The sequence below is a fragment of the Klebsiella sp. BIGb0399 genome (assembly GCF_003752615.1).
Taxonomy (GTDB): domain Bacteria; phylum Pseudomonadota; class Gammaproteobacteria; order Enterobacterales; family Enterobacteriaceae; genus Klebsiella; species Klebsiella lignicola.
In genome coordinates this window covers 52,135-69,978 of the sequence record NZ_RKHT01000008.1, presented here as the reverse complement: position 1 = coordinate 69,978, position 17,844 = coordinate 52,135, and the positions used below count along the sequence as shown (strand labels likewise).

Genomic DNA, 17,844 nt, shown 5'->3' with positions numbered 1-17,844 from the left:
GAGCAACCAGTAGGGTAAGAGGCCTTATTTGTCTTGAGTATCGGCCTAAAGCGAGAATAGGAATTTACTGGACTGGCGACATGCAATGGCGCTGCGATTCGTGATCGCTTTCATGGTTTTAATTACAGCAATGTTGTCTACTTTTGGTGTTAAAAATAGACATGATGAATAACGCTGACCATCGCTTTGGGGACGCCACTTCATAGCTTGCTGTATTAAGTGTATTTTTTGACCACTTCTATCCATTCACACACCGTTAAAAAAGCGGGACAGAGGTCTACTGGTGATCTACAAATCTATTGCAGACAGATTGCGCCTTCGGCTGAATTCCTCCGATTTCAATATCGGCAGTCCGCTTCCGGGTGAGAAAAAGCTGGCGGAAGAGTTCGGCGTGGCGCGGATGACCATCCGTAAGGCAATCGAGCTGCTGATTAGCTGGGGGCTGGTGGTGCGGCGTCATGGCTCAGGGACCTATGTCGCCCGCAAAGACGTGCACCACGAGACCACCAACCTCACCGGGCTTGCCGAAGTGCTGCATAAACAGGGGAAAGAGGTGGTGAGCCAGGTGTTGATCTTCGAAGTGATGCCGGCGCCACCGGCTATCGCCAGCCAGCTGCGCATCCAGATTAACGAGCGGATCTACTTCTCGCGCCGGGTGCGCTACGTGGACGGAAAACCGCTGATGCTGGAGGACAGCTATATGCCGGTCAAACTGTTCCGCAACCTGTCGCTAATCCACCTGGAGGGGTCGAAATTTGATTACATTGAGAAAGAGTGCGGGATCACCATCAGCGGTAACTACGAGAGCCTGACGCCGGTCCTCGCCGACAAGCAGCTGGCCCGGTCGATGAACGTGCAGGAGCAGACGCCGCTGCTGCGTATTACCTCCCTGTCTTATAGCGATAGCGGCGAGTTTCTCAACTATTCGGTGATGTTCCGTAACGCCAGCGAATATCAGGTGGACTACCATCTGCGGCGCGCCCACCTGGATACCCCGCTAACTCATCCCCCAGAACAACACGGCCAGTAGCTGCGGCGTGATAATGCGTAAAAACATCACCAGCGGGTAGACCGTGGCATAAGATAGCGCCGCCGCGCCGCTGGTGGCGTGCAGGTTGTTGGCGAAAGCCAGCGCTGGCGGGTCGGTCATCGAACCGGCCAGCATGCCGCACAGGGTCAGATAGTTCATCTTCATCAGCAATCGCGCCAGGATCCCCACCGTCAGCAGCGGTATGGCGGTAATAAAAATGCCGTAGGCAATCCAGCTGACCCCGTCGCCTTCCGTCAGCGTGGCGACAAAATCGCCGCCGGACTTCAGCCCAACCACCGCGAGGAACAGCACGATCCCCAGTTCACGCAGCGCCAGGTTGGCGCTCGGCGGCATAAACCAGTAGAGCTTGCCGATGCTGCCGATTCGCCCGAGGATCAGCGCCATAATCAGCGGCCCGCCGGCCAGCCCCAGCTTCAACGCCACCGGGAAGCCGGGAATAAACAGCGGCACTGAGCCAAGCAGCACCCCCAGACCGATGCCGATAAAGACCGGCAGCATCTGCACCTGCTGCAGTTTTTGCTGGGCGTTGCCCAGTTCGGCGGCCACCGCGTCAATCGCTTCCGGGCGTCCCACCAGGTTGAGGATATCGCCAAACTGCAGGCTGGCATTGCTGCTGGCCACCAGCTCCACCCCGGCACGATTGAGGCGCGAAATCACCACGTCATAGCGCTGTTTAAAATGCAGGTCGCGGATTCGCTTGCCTAGCACTTTCTCGTTGGTCACCACCACCCGTTCAACTTTCAGGTCGGTACCACGGGTTGAAAGGGAGGTTGCCACTTCCATTCCGATGACCAGCTGCGCGTTATGTAAATCCGCCGGGTGCCCCACCAGGTGCAGGAGGTCGCCGGTCTGAATGAGGGTGGTCGGCGCGGGCACCATCAGCAGCTCATCGCGCTTGAGGCGAGAGCAAATCAGCTTGTCGCTATTGAGCATCGGCACGTCCTGAATCGCCATATTATTCAGGTTGGGGTTCTCAACGCGGACGTTGATGGTTTGCAGCGCCGAGTGGCCGTTTCCGCTGCTTTCATCAAACTGTTGGGCCTCTTTTTCAACGTTAATGCGAAAGAACAGGCGCACCAGCCACATGGTCAGCAAAATCCCGCAGATGCCGAACGGATAGGCCATGGCGTAGCTCATCCCCATCTGATCGACCACGTCGAACGGTACGCCAAGGTCGCGCAGAATCTGCTGCCCGGCCCCGAGCGCAGGGGTGTTGGTCACCGCGCCGGAGAAAATCCCCAGCACCACCGGCAGCGGGATCTGAAAAAGCTTGTGCAGTATGGCGGTGACCAGCCCGCCGAGGATGACAATCAGGATAGCGAAGAGGTTAAGCCGCAGCCCGGAGACGCGAAGCGAGGCGAAGAACCCCGGCCCCACCTGAATACCGATGGTATAGACGAAGAGGATCAGGCCAAATTCCTGGATGAAGTGGAGCATCGGGTTGCTGAGGGCAATCCCCGCCTGATCCACAAAGTGGCCAACGATAATGCCGCCAAATAGCACACCGCCAATCCCAAACCCGACGCCGCGGATTTTGACACTGCCGATCCACAACCCGACAACCGCCACCAGCGCCAGTACGCTGACGGTCAATGCTATATCACTCATCGCCTGCTCCCTGTGAATAACACCATCAACATCAGGGATTATGGCCTAAGCCTCAGGGTCTGTATGCAGCCTGGCGCACAATAATCAGCGGGTCATCGGAACGACGTAGCGCGCTGGCTTAATCGTGAATCTTCGGGATTAGCGTGCAAAAAAAAGCCCCGAGAATCGGGGCTTTATAGGAAATGGTCGTATTAGCTGTTGAGTGCCGGGCGCTCGCTAATCGCGATGCGCTGCGGGATAACCACTTCCGGCTCGTTACGGGTTAACTCAATGTGCAGCAGCCCGTTATTGAACGTGGCGCCGGAGACTTCCATATTTTCTGCCAGGGTGAAGCTCAGGCTAAAGGCCTGGCTGACCAGCCCTTGATGCAGCCATTTTGTCTCTTTGTCAGCCTGCTGCGGCGTCCCTTTGACGCTCAGACGCGTGCCTTCCAGCTGAATATCCAGATCTTCCTGACGGAACCCTGCCAGCGCAAGGGTGATGCGATAGTGGTTATCGTCACTTTTTTCAATGTTGTACGGCGGGAAGCTCTGGCTTTCGCTGGTGGTTTGAAGCGCGTTGGCCAGTTTGTCAAAACCGATCCATTGACGCAGCAGCGGGGATAAATCGTAGTTACGCATAGGTGTTTCTCCTTCTAAGAAGCGAGTGAATATCTGCAAATCCCGTGGATTCGCATGTGCCCCCTGACGGCAGGCATATTTGGGTTGTTATCAGGCCGCAGCGCGTGCGGCCCAAACGACTTAGTTAATTTCGATACGACGCGGTTTGTCCGCTTCTGGGATCACGCGTTCCAGTTCGATGTACAGCAGGCCATTTACCAGGTTTGCGCCGCGGATATGGATGTTTTCCGCGATCTGGAATTTGCGCTCAAAGTTGCGCTCCGCAATGCCCTGATAAAGATAGGTCCGCTCTTTCTGCTCGTCCGCGTGGGCGCCTTTGACAATCAGCAGATTATCCTGCGCGGTGATCTCCAGTTCGCTCTCGGCGAAACCGGCCACGGCGATAGCAATGCGGTAATGGTTTTCATCTACCAGCTCAACGTTGTACGGAGGGTAGCCGCCATTGCTCTGGCTCTGATTGTTTTCTAACAGATTGAAAAGGCGGTCAAAACCAATAGCAGAACGATACAGCGGAGAGAGATCGAAATTACGCATAACAAATAGCTCCTGAAATCAGCGAGAGTGGTTGACCTTCCATCATGGACAGGTCGTTATTACCCGGAATACCCCGCAGGCGTACTCCTCATCGGGTTACATTCTTAAAATGTGGTTTATCCCGACGTTTTCAAGCGCGTTAAACCAATTTTTTTTGCAGTTTCCTGCTGATTGCTTAGACTGGGTGGAAAGCACAAAAGGCAAAATGCGATGGCTGCCACAGTGCAGCGCAATAACGCTAGGCATTCTCGGGATGGCTCGATATAACCGATGTGAAGGTTATCTCAATGCCCGACACTACGATGGAAGAATGATGAAAAGCGGTCTGTTAAAGCTGTTACTGTTCAGCGGAGTTGTGGGTTTAGGCGGTTGCTCCAGCGTGATGTCACATACCGGCGGCAAGGAAGGCACCTATCCGGGAACCCGTGCCAGCGCGCAGATGCTGGGTAACGAAGATGCCAACTGGGGAACCAAATCCCTGGTGGTACTGGATATGCCCTTCACTGCAGTGATGGACACCTTGCTGTTGCCGTGGGACATGTTCCGCACCGATAGCTCGATAAAATCGCGCGTGGAAAAAAGTGAGAAAGCGACGCTGGCGACCAACTCAGTGATCCCGCCAGCGGACATGCCATTACCCTGATCTAAAACGCGACCTCAGTTATCCACAGCTGACGATAGCCGCCCGTATCCTGCATCCAGGCAAGATGCTTCCCGTCCGGTGAAAACACCACAGCATCTGCTGACGGTGGGTTTTCATGATCGGCAGTCAAAAATGAGATTTCCCCACTTTGGGCATGACAAATAGCCACGCGGTTATCCAGCACGAACCCCAGCCATTCCCCTGACGGGTGCCAGTTAAAGGCCGACTGAATGTCATTCACGTTATGGGTGAGCTGACGCAGATTGTCGCCCTGCGGCGAAATCAGCCACAGCTGAACCACTCCCGCCTGATCCCGCATCAAAAAGGCTATCTGCGTCGCCTGCGGATTGGCCCGTACCCAATGTCGCGGCGTCATGGCCAGCCCCGGATAGCGGCGCTGATGAGTAAAGGTTAAACGGCGTTGCATCACCCCGGCTGGCGGGGCCGGCAGAGTGGCGTCAGTGCCCGCCAGCGGCGCGTCTCCCGCCTGCTTCCAGCCCTGCTCGCTCATCGGCAATGACACAATGAACAACTCCGGAATTTTTTCGCCCTTGAGCGACAACGTATCGCCAATAAACGCCAGCGCATGGTTCCCCACCCAGCCTTCTTCATACGCACGGTTAATCTCATCGCTGCCCGGCACCGGCGTTGGCGTGGTCCGACTCACCAGCACGCACCAGTGGCTACCGCCATACTCCCGCGGATGCTGCCCCTGAGGAATGACCGGACCATAGGGCACCGCGACGCCAACGTTGCGTAGATCCAGCGCGGCTGAGCGTTCATGAAGCACATGATCGTTATAGGTAAAGCTCACCGCTTGTCCGTCCGGGCTGTAAACATGGACGTGGCTGCCGCCGCGCAACGCGCCGGGCGTATAGGGGGCGGTGATATCCATCGCGTCAAGATTGTGCGTCTCTCCCTGAGACGTCACCACGCCGCGACGATGGTGGAAATCGTACTGCCAGTGCTCATCCGGGCGCTCGGGGCCATGAATAAAGACATATTTATCGGCCGATGGATGTACGGTGACGACGCCAACATGGGCGCCATGGTCGGCGCGATAAAGCGTTTCGACGACGCCGGTTTGCACATTGACGCGTTCAATAGTCTCACCGGTAAAAGACGCACCTGACGGTCGAACATCAAAGACCAGCCACTGGCTATCCGCCGTCCAGGTGCGGGTATTGGTAAGCTGATGATTACGTGCAGAAAAAGTAACTTGCTTCATGGGATACCCTAAATAATTCGAGTTGCAGGAAGGCGGCAACGCAGGGGATCCCCTGGCGCTTACTCAAGTAAGTGACTGGGTGAGCGAGGACAGCCAATGCACATGCAACTTGGAGTATGACGGGTATATACCCTGATGAACAACCATCGCATCAGGGTATTGCATCGGGAAGACTTAGCCTACACGTTTAACATCGCCCACCAGCAGGATGTAGGAAAGCGCGCCGATCAGGGCAATCACCGCGATGTAGGTCAGCGCCGGGGCAAAACCGTAATCCTGTGCCAGGTAACCGATCACCAGCGGCACGGTGATGCCGCCGAGGCCACCAATAAAGTTAAATACCCCACCGGTCAGGCCAATCAGGCGCATCGGGGCCAGGGACGAAACCAGCGACCAGGTAATCGACGCAAAACCGTTACCGAAGAATGCCAGCGCCATCAGCACCATGATCCACACCGGGTCATTGGTGTAGTTCGCGCCCATAATGCAGGTCGAGATCAGCAGGCCGCAGATAATCGGCGTTTTACGCGCCACGCCCAGCGAGAAGCCTTTTTTCACCAGCCGGTCCGCCAGCCATCCTGAGAGCAGCACGCCAACAAAGGCGGCCAGGAACGGCACCGTGGTCATGAAACCGGCTTTCAGCGCGGTGATGCCTTTTTCCTGCGTCAGGTAGTTCGGGAACCAGGTCAGGAAGAACCACAGCGTGGACGCCACCGCGAACTGCCCGATATAAACTCCTACCAGCTTACGGTGGAAGACCAGCTTCCAGTCCGCTTTGGTTAACGGCTGGCGGGATGCTTTATTCACCGGCGCATCGCCATCCACCAGGCCACCGCCATCACGGATGTAATCCAGCTCAGCTTTGCTGATATTTTTGGTCTGACGCGGCGGCTGATAGACCTTAAACCAGATCAGCGACCAGATAATGCCGATGCCGCCGGTCACGATAAATACCCAGTGCCAGCTCAGCATCTCCTGAATCCAGATCAGCAGCGGAGTGAGGAACGCCAGCCCGACAAACTGCCCGGAGGTGTAAAAGCCAACGGCAGAGGCGCGTTCATGTTCCGGGAACCAGCTGGTGACCATGCGGTTATTGGTCGGGAAGGCCGGCGCTTCAAAAATCCCGGTAATCGCCCGCAGGCCAATCAGCGACATCAGACCGGTGGCAAAGCCCTGGAATAACGTCGCCACCGACCAGCCCATAATGGCGATAAAGTAGGTCAGACGCGAACCCACGCGGTCAAGGAACCAGCCGCCTGGGATCTGGCAGAGCGTATACAGCCAGGCAAAGGCCGAGAATACATAACCCATTTGCGCTTTGGTGATGCCAAATTCTTCCTGAATATGGACGGATGCCACCGCCAGATTGGCGCGGTCGACATAGCAAATAACGACGGTAATAAAGATCATAATCAGCGTCAAATAGCGGCGACGCCCGGGTTTTACAGCGGTAACTGAAATATCCATCGTAATCTGTCTCCAGATTTTGGGCATAGCGAAGCCGCTCACCATGCCCTGTAGTTTACAGAGGGTGTGTTTAAAATTTTTATTAATAACCTGACTGCAATGCGCTAAATAGTTCGTGCCGGGGAAAGGCGGCAAGTTTTTCGCATCCCCTGGAGCATACTAAAGTATGTGACTGGGGTAAGAAAACGCAGCCAACGCATCACCAGTGCGAAATATGACGCGCATTTACCATTCCGCGACAGAACCATCCGCATGCCGCCACAAAGGATTACGCCAGTCCGGCGCATTTTCACTTAGCTCAATCACCCGCGCTTCATCGATCTCCACGCCAAGCCCTGGTTTCATGAGCGGTTTAAAGAAGCCGCCTTCCATGTTGAAGTCCTCTTTATTTTTTACAAAGTCGAGCAGTTCCGCGCCCTTGTTGTAGTGAATGCCCATACTCTGCTCCTGGAGGACCGCATTACGAGAGACGAAATCGATGTGCAGGCAGGCCGCCAGAGCGATCGGTCCCAACGGACAGTGTGGTGCCAGCGCCACATCGTAGGCTTCCGCCATTCCGGCAATTTTATAGCACTCGGTAATACCGCCGGCGTGCGACAGGTCCGGCTGTAAAATCGCCAGGCCGCCGGCTTCCAGCACCCGTTTAAATTCGAATCGCGAGAACATCCGTTCACCGGCCGCAATTGGAATATGGGTTTGTGCTGCCAGCTTCGGATAATATTCTGCCTGCTCCGCCAGTACCGGCTCTTCAATAAATAACGGACGATAGGGTTCCAGCTCTTTAATTAAGACTTTGGCCATTGGCGCACTGACGCGGCCATGAAAATCGAGGCCAAACTCAATATCGCTGCCGAAAGCTTCGCGAATTTGTGCGACGGTATTGACCGCAGCATCGACCGCGCGAGAATTATCGATTACGCCCATCTCTTCGCAGCCGTTTAATTTGAACGTATCAAAGCCGATGCCGCGCAGCTTTTTAATACCGTCAATGACTTCTGCAGGACGATCGCCCCCTACCCAGCTGTAGGCTTTGATTTTATCGCGCACCAGGCCGCCCATCAGCTGCCACACCGGGGCGTTCAACACCTTGCCTTTGATATCCCACAATGCCTGATCGATCCCGGCAATTGCGCTCATCAGAATCGGGCCGCCACGATAAAATCCGCCGCGGTACATCACCTGCCACAGGTCGTTAATTCGCGCCGGGTCCTGACCAATGAGATAGTCGCTCAGCTCGTGGACCGCCGCTTCAACGGTACGCGCGCGCCCTTCAATGACCGGTTCGCCCCAGCCGACCACGCCTTCATCGGTTTCGATTTTCAGGAACATCCAACGCGGAGGTAAACGGTACGTGGTGATTTTGGTTATTTTCATTGCACTGCCTCTCGATACGCTTTAACAAATGCTGTTGCCTGCTGTACGGTCCGTTCGACGGACTGCCCGGCACGATACAGATCGCTGCCCAGCCCGGCGCCGACACAGCCGGCCTTCATCCATTGCGCCAGATTCTCTGGCGTCACGCCGCCCACGGCGAACACCGGAACCTCCGGCGGTAACACGGCTTTCAGCGCCTTGATGTACTCCGGGCCAAAGGCGGATGAAGGGAACACTTTTAACGCCTGCGCGCCGGCATCCAGGGCGGTAAATGCTTCCGTCGCCGTCGCGCAGCCCGGGCAGACGGTCATGCCGTAACCCACCGCGCGGCGAATCACCTCGGCCTGAATGTTCGGCGTCACGATCAGCCGGCAGCCCATTTTTGCCAGTTCATCAACCTGCTCCGGCTGGAGCACGGTGCCTGCGCCAATCAGCGCCCGCGAACCGTAGGCCTCGACAATGGCCGGAATGCTCTGCTGCCAGCGGGGGGAATTCAGCGGGATCTCAACGGCGTCGAACCCGGCGTCGATCACCGCGCCAACGTGCGCCAATGCCTCTTCCGGCGTTACGCCGCGCAGAATTGCGATCAGCGGAAGCTTAGTTTGCCACTGCATATACGATGCTCCTTAGTTACACAAAATCATTCCGCTGAGCGGGTCGCCAGCACCGGGGCGGACTGGATCAGGAAGCGTATGCCCGCCTGAAAGGCCGTATCGCCGTCAATGGTGGCGACATCGCGCCCCATGGCATGAAACGCCTGAGCGTAGCGGGCGGTCAGCGTCGATCCGGCAACCAGCGTTATCGCCTGCTGCCCGGCAAAGCGCTCGCTGAGGGTGGCGACTTCCGCGCCAATCAGCAGCCCGGAGAGAAACTCGCTCACCTGTTCACGCGGGAGCGCCCCCAGGACATGCGCCGCCCGCACTTCAAACAGCCGGGCCAGCAGGTCAGGCGAGGCCAGCCCGCGTTCGAGTCCGGCGTGAAATGCTTCCGGTGCCGCAACTTGCGGCGGCAGCCCGGCGCCAATCAGCGAGTGGCTCAACAGCAGGTGATGCAGTTCACCGGTCATCACGGTGCGGAAATGGTGGATTTGCTGGCGGTCGGCCTGCACCCATTTGCAGTGGGTGCCGGGCATCACATAGACAGAAGAAGGGGCAAGCGCCTGGGCCCCGAGCAGCTGGGTCTCTTCGCCACGCATGACGTTGTGGTTGTTATCTTCAGAGACGCACAGCCCGGGAATAATCCAGATATTGTCGCCAACAGCGGTTAACTGTTGGCCAATTGCCGAGAAATGAACGGGAACCGGCAGGTAGGGCGCAACCTTCCAGCCGACATTACTGCCGACCATTCCCGCCATCACTACCGGAGTGGCGCCTTCGCGCCAGTTTTCGGTTATCTCACTCAACACCGCGGCCGGGGATTTGCCATTCAGGCGGGTGACGCCTGCTTCTGATTGCCTGCTTTCCAGGCATTTTTCGCCCTGATAAAGCCAGGCGCGCAGATTGGTCGAACCCCAGTCTATTGCGATGTAGCGAGATATCATGTGATTTCCTTCAGCCTTCGTGTTGAGCTGGCGATCATGGTGAGCGCCGCCTGCTCTGCCGCTTCGCTATCCTGATGCCGGATGGCATCAAACAGCGCCTTATGTTCCTGGAGCGTTTTCGGCATATTGCCCTCATCGCCCATCCAGGTCCGTTCAAACACCGCTCGCTGTAATGAGCTGATGGCTACCGTCAGTTGCTGGAGCACCGGGTTATGGACCGATTGCAGTACCGCCTCGTGATAACGAATATCGGCTTCGTTAAACGCATCACGGTCCTGGTTATTGGCGATCATGTCGTTAAGCGCTTCTTCTATTTGCGCCAGATCGCTGGAAGTTGCCCGCTCCGCCGCCCAACGAGCGATGGCCGGCTCCACCAGGTTTCGTACTTCGCTCATGGCGCCAATCAGGCGCGGGTCATAATCGTGTTCCAGTACCCACTGCAGGACTTCGGTATCCAGGTAATTCCAGTGGTTACGCGGCGCGACAAACGCCCCGCGATAGCGTTTCATTTCAATCAGCCGTTTCGCCATCAAAGAACGAAACACTTCGCGAATGATGTTGCGCGAGGTTTCAAACTCTTCACACAGCTCGGCCTCTGCCGGCAGCGCGGAACCGGGAACGTATTTGCCCCCAACAATCTGGCGGCCCAGCGTCATGATGATGCGGTCGGTTTTGGTCAGGTTCATGGCATGTCCTTTAAGAGATGACGTCGCCTTACTTTACTCTGACTGGCGGTTTTCGCCTCACCTTTGCAGTACAAACATGACACCTTTATTTATCTGATGCGACAGATAGTAGTACCAATTGATTATGTTGTACTACAATTTAGATCACAAAAAGAACAATTGATAAGATAAAAAAACAGCGCATCGGAGAGCGCTGTCGGAGGGGGACGTCAGAAGATTGGTGGGAAATGGCGGTCAGAAGGCCTCGCCGACCTGGAAGTAAAAGCCGCTGCTGCCTTTGCCAATGCCATAGTCGAGGCGGATATTCACCTTAGGTTTAAATTCAAAACGATAGCCAACGCCCGCCGTCGGTAGCCAGCGGCCATCATTAAGCGTATCGACGGACGGCCCCATCGTTCCGGCGCCCACCCAGGCAACAATGCCGTGGCGCCAGGTTAGCTGACGGCGATACTCCAGCTGCGAGCTGAATACGTTTTTATCGCGATAGCGCCCCTGATAGTAGCCGCGCATACGTTCATCGCTGCCCAGCAGCGGGAGCATGCTCCACGGCACATCGCCCTGGGTAAAGACCCCGTCGGCCTCCCAGGCCAGCACGCTTTTGTCGCTGAGCGCGGTGTAGCGGCTGTAGTGCAGATGGAATTCGTCAAATCGGGTGTCGCTCCCGAGGCCCGGCGCGTAGTGGGTATACCGCAGATCGGCGTACTGGCCCTGACGCGGGTTGGGGACAAAATCGCGGTCGTCCCAGGTTAAATCAATGCTGACGCCAGAACTGAAGACCGACGGCCCCTGAGGGGTACTTTCTATTTTCGGCAGATCTTCCCGGTCCATTTCGTCGGCATTCTGGGCCGCCAGCGACCAGCCAACCCCAAGATATACGTTGTCCACCAGCTGGCGATAGACCGTGGGGCGCAGCGTCAGCACCTGAGCGGTATATTTCTCTTTGTCGCCGTCATTATCGGCGGCGGCGAAGCCCTGACCCCAGTAGTAGGTGGGCGTATTGGCCAGCGAGCCTTCAAGAAAAATACGCCAGCGATCGTCAGCAAAAAAGGCGTAATTCTTGACGCTGACGCCGAAGGCGCCGGTAGAGCTGGCATAGCCGCTGAGCGTTAAGGTCGAGTTTTGACTGAGGGTGTCATTGGGGTCAGGCCGGTACATACCGACCACCGCGGTTCCGATCCCGAGGCCTAATTCCGGCGTATAAAACGGACCAGGCATCACGCCCCAGTCGATACCTTTGGAGGCATCAAATTTGTCGCTGGCGCCCAGCCGTTTTAGCCAGTCGTCAATCTGCTCCCGGTTAAGGGCCTGCGCCTGAACCTGCCCGATAAACGAGCATGTAATGCAACACAGAATGACGCTACGCAGCGTGCTCAACAACGATGCTCTCCAGAGATAAAAAATGGTGACGGCCAGTAAAGCAAGATAGAGTCGAATTTGAGTATAGCTGGCATCCAGCCTGACTCTTTCGGAGCAGAAATGGGGTCGTCGAACGTTAAACAGGAAAGCTTATAGAATTCGTCGTCATCAAGGGAAGGGATAAGTGCGGATTTCCCCCTTTCAGTGCAAAAAAAGGACCTAAGTGATTCATTTTACGCACCATCGGCGGGTTTTCAGGCCCGGAGCTGCCGGGCCTGAAAGTTCGGTCAGGATAATACGTACTTCTCAATCGCCCAGGCCACGCCATCTTCCAGGTTCGATTTAGTAATAAAGTTTGCAGCTTCTTTCACCGTTGGGATGGCGTTGTCCATCGCCACGCCGACGCCAGCGAACTCAATCATCGCAATGTCATTTTCCTGATCGCCAATCGCCATGATCTCGTCCTGCTTGATATTCAGCGCGTCGGCCAGCGATTTCACGCCGGTCCCTTTATTGACGCGTTTATCGAGGATTTCGAGGAAGTATGGCGCGCTTTTCAGCACGGTATATTTCTCTTTCACTTCCGCCGGGATGCGGGCAATAGCCTGGTCGAGGATCGCCGGCTCATCGATCATCATCACCTTCAGCAGCTGGATGTTCGAGTCCATATTTTCGGCTTCGCAGAAGACCAGCGGGATCGTCGCGACATAGGATTCATGCACCGTGTAGTAGCTGACATCGCGGTTGGCGGTGTACAGCGTATTGCGGTCAAGGGCATGAAAATGCGACCCCACGTCACGGGAGAGCTGCTCGAGATAGCGGTAGTCGTCATAGCTCAGCGCCGTTTGCGCCACGGTGCTGCCGTCGCTCGCTTTCTGTACCAGCGCACCGTTGTAGGTGATGCAGTAGTCTCCCGGCTGTTCCATCTGCAGTTCTTTCAGATAGCTGTGAACTCCGGCATACGGGCGCCCGGTGGTCAGTACCACATTGACGCCGCGTGCGCGTGCTGCGGCAATCGCCGCTTTCACTGCAGGAGAGATGGTATGGTCAGGCAGCAGCAGCGTGCCGTCCATATCGATTGCAATAAGTTTGATAGCCATGAGATCCCCAGGATAAATGAGTGCTACCTCATGCTAACGCGATTAAGCTCGCAAAAATAGAGCTACATTGCGCAGCAAAAACACCCCTTTTACGCCCGTCCTGGGGAACCTGGCTCACTCGCGGGTGAGGACGATTTTACCAAACGCCCCACGATCGAGATGTTCAAGCGCCTGTTCAAGCTGGTTAAAGCGGTAGCGCTGCTCGATCACCGGTTTCAACCCGGTCACCTCAACGGCGCGGACGAAATCTTCCAGCGCGCGGCGGTGCCCAACCCCAATTCCCTGAATAACCGGCGATTTCAGCAACAGCTCGCTGGCTGGCAGCGAGATTTCACTCCCGCCCAGAACGCCAATCACCGATATGCGACCATGAACGGCAACGGCTCGCAGGGAATGCCTCAGGTTCTCCCCGCCGACGGTTTCGATAATATGGTCGATACCGCGATCGTCGGTCAGCTGATATATCTCTTCTGCCCAGTCGCCTTTGAGTCGGTTAATGCCGTGATCGGCGCCGAGCTTTTTGGCCTGCGCCAGCTTTTCATCGCTGCCGGAGGTGACAAAAACCTCTGCCCCCTGCGCTTTTGCAATTTGCAGAGCGAATATCGCAACCCCTCCGGTGCCTTGCACCAGCACCGACTGGCCGGCGCGTAAATTCCCGCGTTCCACCAGCGCGAACCAGGCGGTAAGCCCTGCGCAAGGTAAGGTGCTGGCCTCAGCGTCATCCAGCATTTGCGGGGCAGCCACCAGCCCGTTTTCATTCACAATCACGTATTCAGCCAGCATGCCCTGGAAGTAACCCCCAAGCGTTTTATAGGGCAGGTGGCGTGCGTCCGCGACCGGCTTGCCGTCGATCCACTCAGGGAAGAAGGTCGAGATAACGCGATCGCCGGATTTAAAACGCGTGACGCCCGCCCCCGTACTCTCCACCACGCCCGCCATATCCGACGCTGGCGTAAAGGGGAAGGAAAGTGAAATCGGCATAGTGCCTTCAATGACCATTTTATCGCGATAGTTGAGCGCGACGGCGTTCACGCGCACGCGCACTTCACCGGGGCCAGGCCGGGGAACCGGCTCCTGAATGAGTCTGAGATTCTCGCGCCCAAGGGCGTTCATTGACCAGCGTTGCATTGTCTCTGTCATCGTTTTTCTCCTGCCATCAAAAGGCTTCAGTAGCGACAGTTTAGCGTTGACTAACCGTCGCCAGTGGCGATAACTTTTCCCATCATTGACGCCAAAATCGATACAATCTATGACCGATACGCTGAAGGATATTCCCGTTTTCGTGGCCGCCGTTGAGGCGGGAAGTTTTGCGCAGGCGGCAATTCGTCTGCACTTATCTCGTTCGGCGGTGGGCAAGAGCATCGCCCGGCTTGAAGAGCGGCTGGAGGTGCGTCTGTTTCAACGCACAACACGCAGCCAGAGCCTGACGGATAGCGGCGCACTGTTTTATGAGCACTGCCTGCGCGCGCTGGAGGAGATTCGTGGTGCCGAATCGCTGCTGGAAACCGGGAAACAGCAGGTGCGTGGCCGCCTGCGTGTCGCGATGCCCATGCTGTTTGGTCGTCAGTGCATCGCGCCGCTGTTAATTGAGCTGGCACAGGAACATCCGGGGCTTGAGCTGGAAATGTCATTCAGCGACCGGGTGGTGGATCTCATCGAGGAAGGGTTTGATATGGCGGTGCGCAATGGCGCACTGGCAGACAGCACCGTGCTGGCCGCCAGAAGGCTGGGGGAACACAGAATGGTGCTGTGCGCCGCGCCGGATTATCTGATGAATCACGGCCAGCCACACACCATTGCCGATTTACATCAGCATTCGGCCATCAACTATCTGCGCGCCGGTCGGGTTTTGCCCTGGCAACTTGCGGATAACGAAGGAACGCCGCACACAATCGTGCCCCGGTCATCACTGAATATGGATGATTTACAGGCGATCTGCGACGCCGCGCTGGCCGGACACGGCATAGCATGGTTGCCCTGCTGGATGGTGCGCCAGGACCTGCAAAATGGAAAACTCGTCCCGCTGTTCAAGCAGGCAGCTGATGTGCGCTTCCCCGTTCATGCCGTCTGGCAACAAACGGCACATTTGCCCCTGAGGGTGAGAATAGCCATCGACAGGCTGGTGAGTCGCTTGCCGGCAGTGATGTCGCTGGATCCTGACCCGCGCCCATAAAAAAGCCGCGCTGAACGCGCGGCCTGAGTATGACCCTATCGCAACGATTAAATATCGATATTCGCCGCTTTCAGGGCGTTCTCTTCGATAAAGGCACGACGTGGTTCAACGGCATCACCCATCAGGGTGGTGAACAGCTGGTCGGCGGCAATCGCATCCTTCACGGTCACGCGCAGCATGCGACGGCTGTCCGGATCCATGGTGGTTTCCCACAGCTGATCCGGGTTCATCTCGCCCAGACCTTTATAGCGCTGGATAGACAGGCCGCGGCGGGACTCTTTAACCAGCCACTCCAGCGCCTGCTCAAAGCTGGCAACCGGCTGACGGCGCTCGCCACGTTCGATAAACGCGTCGTCTTCGATCAGACCGCGCAGTTTCTCACCCAGGGCACAGATACGACGATATTCGCCGCCGGTGACAAACTCGTGATCCAACGGATAGTCGGTGTCTACGCCGTGAGTACGCACGCGGATAATCGGTTCGAACAGCTGCAGTTCGGTATTTTCGTGAATATCGAACTTCCACTGGCTACCGTGCTGCTCTTTTTCATTCAGATCGCTCACCAGCGCGTTCACCCAACGGGTCACGATCTGCTCATCAGAGAGGTCGGCTTCGTTCAGCGTTGGCTGGTAAATCAGCTCTTTCAGCAGTGATTTCGGGAAGCGACGCTCCATGCGAACAATCATTTTCTGCGTGCCGTTGAATTCGGCTACCAGTTTTTCTAACGCTTCGCCGGCCAGTGCTGGCGCGCTGGCGTTGGTGTGCAGGGTCGCGCCATCCAGAGCGATAGAAATCTGGTACTGGTCCATCGCTTCGTCGTCTTTGATGTACTGTTCCTGCTTGCCTTTCTTCACTTTGTACAGCGGCGGCTGAGCAATGTAGACATGGCCACGCTCAACAATTTCCGGCATCTGACGGTAGAAGAAGGTCAGCAGCAGCGTACGGATGTGCGAGCCATCGACGTCCGCATCGGTCATGATAATGATGCTGTGATAGCGCAGCTTATCCGGGTTGTATTCGTCACGGCCGATACCACAGCCCAGGGCGGTGATCAGCGTCGCCACTTCCTGAGAAGAGAGCATCTTGTCGAAACGGGCTTTCTCAACGTTGAGGATTTTACCCTTCAGCGGCAGAATCGCCTGGTTCTTACGGTTACGACCCTGCTTAGCAGAGCCGCCCGCGGAGTCCCCTTCCACGAGGTACAGTTCGGACAGCGCCGGGTCACGTTCCTGACAGTCAGCCAGTTTGCCCGGCAGGCCTGCCAGGTCCAGCGCGCCTTTACGACGGGTCATTTCACGTGCACGACGCGCGGCTTCACGAGCGCGAGCCGCATCGATAATTTTGCCTACCACGATTTTCGCGTCAGACGGATTTTCCAGCAGGTATTCGTTCAGCAGTTCATTCATCTGCTGTTCAACCGCGGTTTTCACCTCGGAGGAGACCAGTTTGTCTTTGGTCTGCGAGGAGAATTTCGGATCCGGTACCTTCACGGAGACAACGGCAATCAGGCCTTCACGCGCATCGTCGCCGGTGGCGCTGACTTTGGCTTTTTTGCTGTAGCCTTCTTTATCCATATAGGCGTTCAGGGTACGGGTCATCGCCGCGCGGAAGCCCGCAAGGTGAGTACCGCCATCGCGCTGCGGGATGTTGTTGGTGAAGCAGTAGATGTTTTCCTGGAAGCCGTCGTTCCACTGCAGCGCCACTTCGACGCCAATACCGTCTTTTTCGGTGGAGAAGTAGAAGATATTCGGGTGGATCGGCGTTTTGTTCTTATTGAGATACTCAACGAACGCCTTGATGCCGCCTTCGTAGTGGAAATGGTCTTCTTTACCGTCACGCTTGTCGCGCAGGCGGATAGAAACCCCGGAGTTCAGGAACGACAGCTCGCGCAGACGTTTTGCCAGGATCTCGTATTCGAACTCGACAACGTTGGTGAAGGTTTCATAGCTTGGCCAGAAACGTACCATGGTGCCGGTTTTTTCGGTCTCACCGGTCACTGCCAGCGGAGCCTGCGGCACACCGTGCGCATAGATCTGACGGTGAACTTTATTGTCGCGCTGAATAACCAGCTCCAGCTTCTGCGACAGGGCGTTAACCACGGAAACGCCTACGCCGTGCAGGCCGCCGGAAACTTTATAAGAGTTATCATCGAATTTACCGCCTGCGTGCAGGACGGTCATGATGACTTCTGCCGCCGATACGCCCTCTTCCGGGTGAATACCGGTCGGAATACCGCGTCCGTCATCCTGTACGGAGACGGAGTTATCGCTATGGATGGTGACAACGATATCTTTACAGTAACCTGCGAGCGCTTCGTCGATAGCGTTATCCACAACCTCGAATACCATGTGGTGCAGACCGGTGCCGTCATCCGTGTCGCCGATATACATACCCGGGCGCTTACGCACCGCATCCAGCCCTTTCAGGACTTTGATACTGGAGGAGTCATAAGAATTCGACATCA

General features: G+C 56.4%; 15 protein-coding genes, 1 pseudogene and 1 other annotated feature. Of the genes and pseudogenes, 3 read left to right on the top strand and 13 right to left on the bottom strand.

What is annotated here, in order from left to right; translation table 11 throughout:
- Nucleotides 1-283 precede the first annotated feature (283 nt).
- On the top strand, nt 284-1,030 hold the full coding sequence (locus EDF82_RS18630) for a GntR family transcriptional regulator (protein WP_123757005.1): 747 nt from the start codon (nt 284-286) through the stop codon (nt 1,028-1,030).
- Here EDF82_RS18630 and EDF82_RS18625 read toward each other — a convergent pair.
- The 3 genes from EDF82_RS18625 to ibpA form a co-directional block, all read right to left on the bottom strand.
- Nucleotides 998-2,659 carry a putative transporter gene (locus EDF82_RS18625; RefSeq protein WP_123757004.1) on the bottom strand — a complete coding sequence of 554 codons (1,662 nt, stop codon included), beginning with the start codon at nt 2,657-2,659 and terminating at the stop codon, nt 998-1,000. The two genes, EDF82_RS18630 and EDF82_RS18625, sit on opposite strands and share 33 nt — an antisense overlap.
- A gap of 191 nt (nt 2,660-2,850) precedes the next feature.
- Nucleotides 2,851-3,279 carry a small heat shock chaperone IbpB gene (gene ibpB / locus EDF82_RS18620; RefSeq protein WP_123757003.1) on the bottom strand — a complete coding sequence of 143 codons (429 nt, stop codon included), beginning with the start codon at nt 3,277-3,279 and terminating at the stop codon, nt 2,851-2,853.
- Nucleotides 3,280-3,399: 120 nt separating this feature from the next.
- On the bottom strand, nt 3,400-3,813 hold the full coding sequence (gene ibpA / locus EDF82_RS18615) for a small heat shock chaperone IbpA (RefSeq protein ID WP_123757002.1): 414 nt from the start codon (nt 3,811-3,813) through the stop codon (nt 3,400-3,402).
- Nucleotides 3,807-3,880: a sequence feature (ROSE (Repression Of Heat Shock gene Expression) occurs in the 5'-region of heat shock genes and acts as an RNA thermometer to modulate expression.), on the bottom strand. (Overlaps the previous gene by 7 nt.)
- 243 nt (nt 3,881-4,123) lie before the next feature.
- Here ibpA and EDF82_RS18610 point away from each other — a divergent pair.
- Complete coding sequence (locus EDF82_RS18610) at nt 4,124-4,456, top strand: YceK/YidQ family lipoprotein (RefSeq protein ID WP_123757001.1); 333 nt, start codon at nt 4,124-4,126, stop codon at nt 4,454-4,456.
- Between the two features lies 1 nt (nt 4,457).
- Here the strand turns inward: EDF82_RS18610 and EDF82_RS18605 are convergent, their stop codons facing one another.
- From EDF82_RS18605 to EDF82_RS18565, 9 genes are all read right to left on the bottom strand, one after another.
- Nucleotides 4,458-5,684: a DUF3748 domain-containing protein gene (locus tag EDF82_RS18605; RefSeq protein ID WP_123757000.1), complete on the bottom strand. Its 1,227-nt coding sequence runs from the start codon at nt 5,682-5,684 to the stop codon at nt 4,458-4,460.
- Nucleotides 5,685-5,858: 174 nt separating this feature from the next.
- Nucleotides 5,859-7,196: an MFS transporter gene (locus tag EDF82_RS18600; protein ID WP_123757374.1), complete on the bottom strand. Its 1,338-nt coding sequence runs from the start codon at nt 7,194-7,196 to the stop codon at nt 5,859-5,861.
- A gap of 180 nt (nt 7,197-7,376) precedes the next feature.
- Complete coding sequence (gene dgoD / locus EDF82_RS18595; RefSeq protein ID WP_123756999.1) at nt 7,377-8,525, bottom strand: galactonate dehydratase; 1,149 nt, start codon at nt 8,523-8,525, stop codon at nt 7,377-7,379.
- The gene (locus EDF82_RS18590; protein ID WP_123756998.1) at nt 8,522-9,139 is read right to left on the bottom strand and encodes a 2-dehydro-3-deoxy-6-phosphogalactonate aldolase; all 618 of its coding nucleotides are present in this window, start codon (nt 9,137-9,139) and stop codon (nt 8,522-8,524) included. The genes dgoD and EDF82_RS18590 overlap by 4 nt, the downstream gene beginning before the upstream one ends.
- A 26-nt stretch (nt 9,140-9,165) precedes the next feature.
- Complete coding sequence (locus tag EDF82_RS18585; RefSeq protein WP_123756997.1) at nt 9,166-10,065, bottom strand: 2-dehydro-3-deoxygalactonokinase; 900 nt, start codon at nt 10,063-10,065, stop codon at nt 9,166-9,168.
- Entirely contained in the window at nt 10,062-10,751 is a 690-nt protein-coding gene (gene dgoR, locus EDF82_RS18580; protein ID WP_123756996.1) for a D-galactonate utilization transcriptional regulator DgoR, read from the bottom strand. The genes EDF82_RS18585 and dgoR overlap by 4 nt, the downstream gene beginning before the upstream one ends.
- 234 nt (nt 10,752-10,985) lie before the next feature.
- Nucleotides 10,986-12,116: a BamA/TamA family outer membrane protein gene (locus EDF82_RS18575; RefSeq protein ID WP_187043067.1), complete on the bottom strand. Its 1,131-nt coding sequence runs from the start codon at nt 12,114-12,116 to the stop codon at nt 10,986-10,988.
- 278 nt (nt 12,117-12,394) lie between these two features.
- Nucleotides 12,395-13,207: a sugar-phosphatase gene (gene yidA / locus EDF82_RS18570; RefSeq protein ID WP_123756995.1), complete on the bottom strand. Its 813-nt coding sequence runs from the start codon at nt 13,205-13,207 to the stop codon at nt 12,395-12,397.
- 114 nt (nt 13,208-13,321) lie between these two features.
- A complete protein-coding gene (locus tag EDF82_RS18565) occupies nt 13,322-14,347 on the bottom strand; it encodes an NAD(P)-dependent alcohol dehydrogenase (RefSeq protein WP_123756994.1) in 1,026 nt (341 codons plus the stop codon).
- Nucleotides 14,348-14,456: 109 nt separating this feature from the next.
- Between EDF82_RS18565 and EDF82_RS18560 the strand changes: the two are divergent.
- Nucleotides 14,457-15,394 (top strand): annotated as a pseudogene (locus EDF82_RS18560) (LysR substrate-binding domain-containing protein).
- 33 nt (nt 15,395-15,427) lie between these two features.
- Here EDF82_RS18560 and gyrB read toward each other — a convergent pair.
- Nucleotides 15,428-17,842, bottom strand: a complete 2,415-nt coding sequence (gene gyrB / locus EDF82_RS18555) for a DNA topoisomerase (ATP-hydrolyzing) subunit B (RefSeq protein WP_123756992.1) — start codon at nt 17,840-17,842, stop codon at nt 15,428-15,430.
- Between the last annotated feature and the right edge of the window lie 2 nt (nt 17,843-17,844).

Excerpts from the sequence above, each read along its gene's own strand:
- dgoR (WP_123756996.1), bottom strand. The coding sequence starts at position 10,751 with ATGAACCTGACCAAAACCGACCGCATCATCATGACGCTGGGCCGCCAG.
- yidA (WP_123756995.1), bottom strand. The coding sequence starts at position 13,207 with ATGGCTATCAAACTTATTGCAATCGATATGGACGGCACGCTGCTGCTG.
- EDF82_RS18625 (WP_123757004.1), bottom strand. The coding sequence starts at position 2,659 with ATGAGTGATATAGCATTGACCGTCAGCGTACTGGCGCTGGTGGCGGTT.
- EDF82_RS18610 (WP_123757001.1), top strand. The coding sequence starts at position 4,124 with ATGATGAAAAGCGGTCTGTTAAAGCTGTTACTGTTCAGCGGAGTTGTG.
- EDF82_RS18565 (WP_123756994.1), bottom strand. The coding sequence starts at position 14,347 with ATGACAGAGACAATGCAACGCTGGTCAATGAACGCCCTTGGGCGCGAG.
- ibpA (WP_123757002.1), bottom strand. The coding sequence starts at position 3,813 with ATGCGTAATTTCGATCTCTCTCCGCTGTATCGTTCTGCTATTGGTTTT.
- ibpB (WP_123757003.1), bottom strand. The coding sequence starts at position 3,279 with ATGCGTAACTACGATTTATCCCCGCTGCTGCGTCAATGGATCGGTTTT.
- gyrB (WP_123756992.1), bottom strand. The coding sequence starts at position 17,842 with ATGTCGAATTCTTATGACTCCTCCAGTATCAAAGTCCTGAAAGGGCTG.
- EDF82_RS18590 (WP_123756998.1), bottom strand. The coding sequence starts at position 9,139 with ATGCAGTGGCAAACTAAGCTTCCGCTGATCGCAATTCTGCGCGGCGTA.
- EDF82_RS18600 (WP_123757374.1), bottom strand. The coding sequence starts at position 7,196 with ATGGTGAGCGGCTTCGCTATGCCCAAAATCTGGAGACAGATTACGATG.
- dgoD (WP_123756999.1), bottom strand. The coding sequence starts at position 8,525 with ATGAAAATAACCAAAATCACCACGTACCGTTTACCTCCGCGTTGGATG.
- EDF82_RS18585 (WP_123756997.1), bottom strand. The coding sequence starts at position 10,065 with ATGATATCTCGCTACATCGCAATAGACTGGGGTTCGACCAATCTGCGC.
- EDF82_RS18605 (WP_123757000.1), bottom strand. The coding sequence starts at position 5,684 with ATGAAGCAAGTTACTTTTTCTGCACGTAATCATCAGCTTACCAATACC.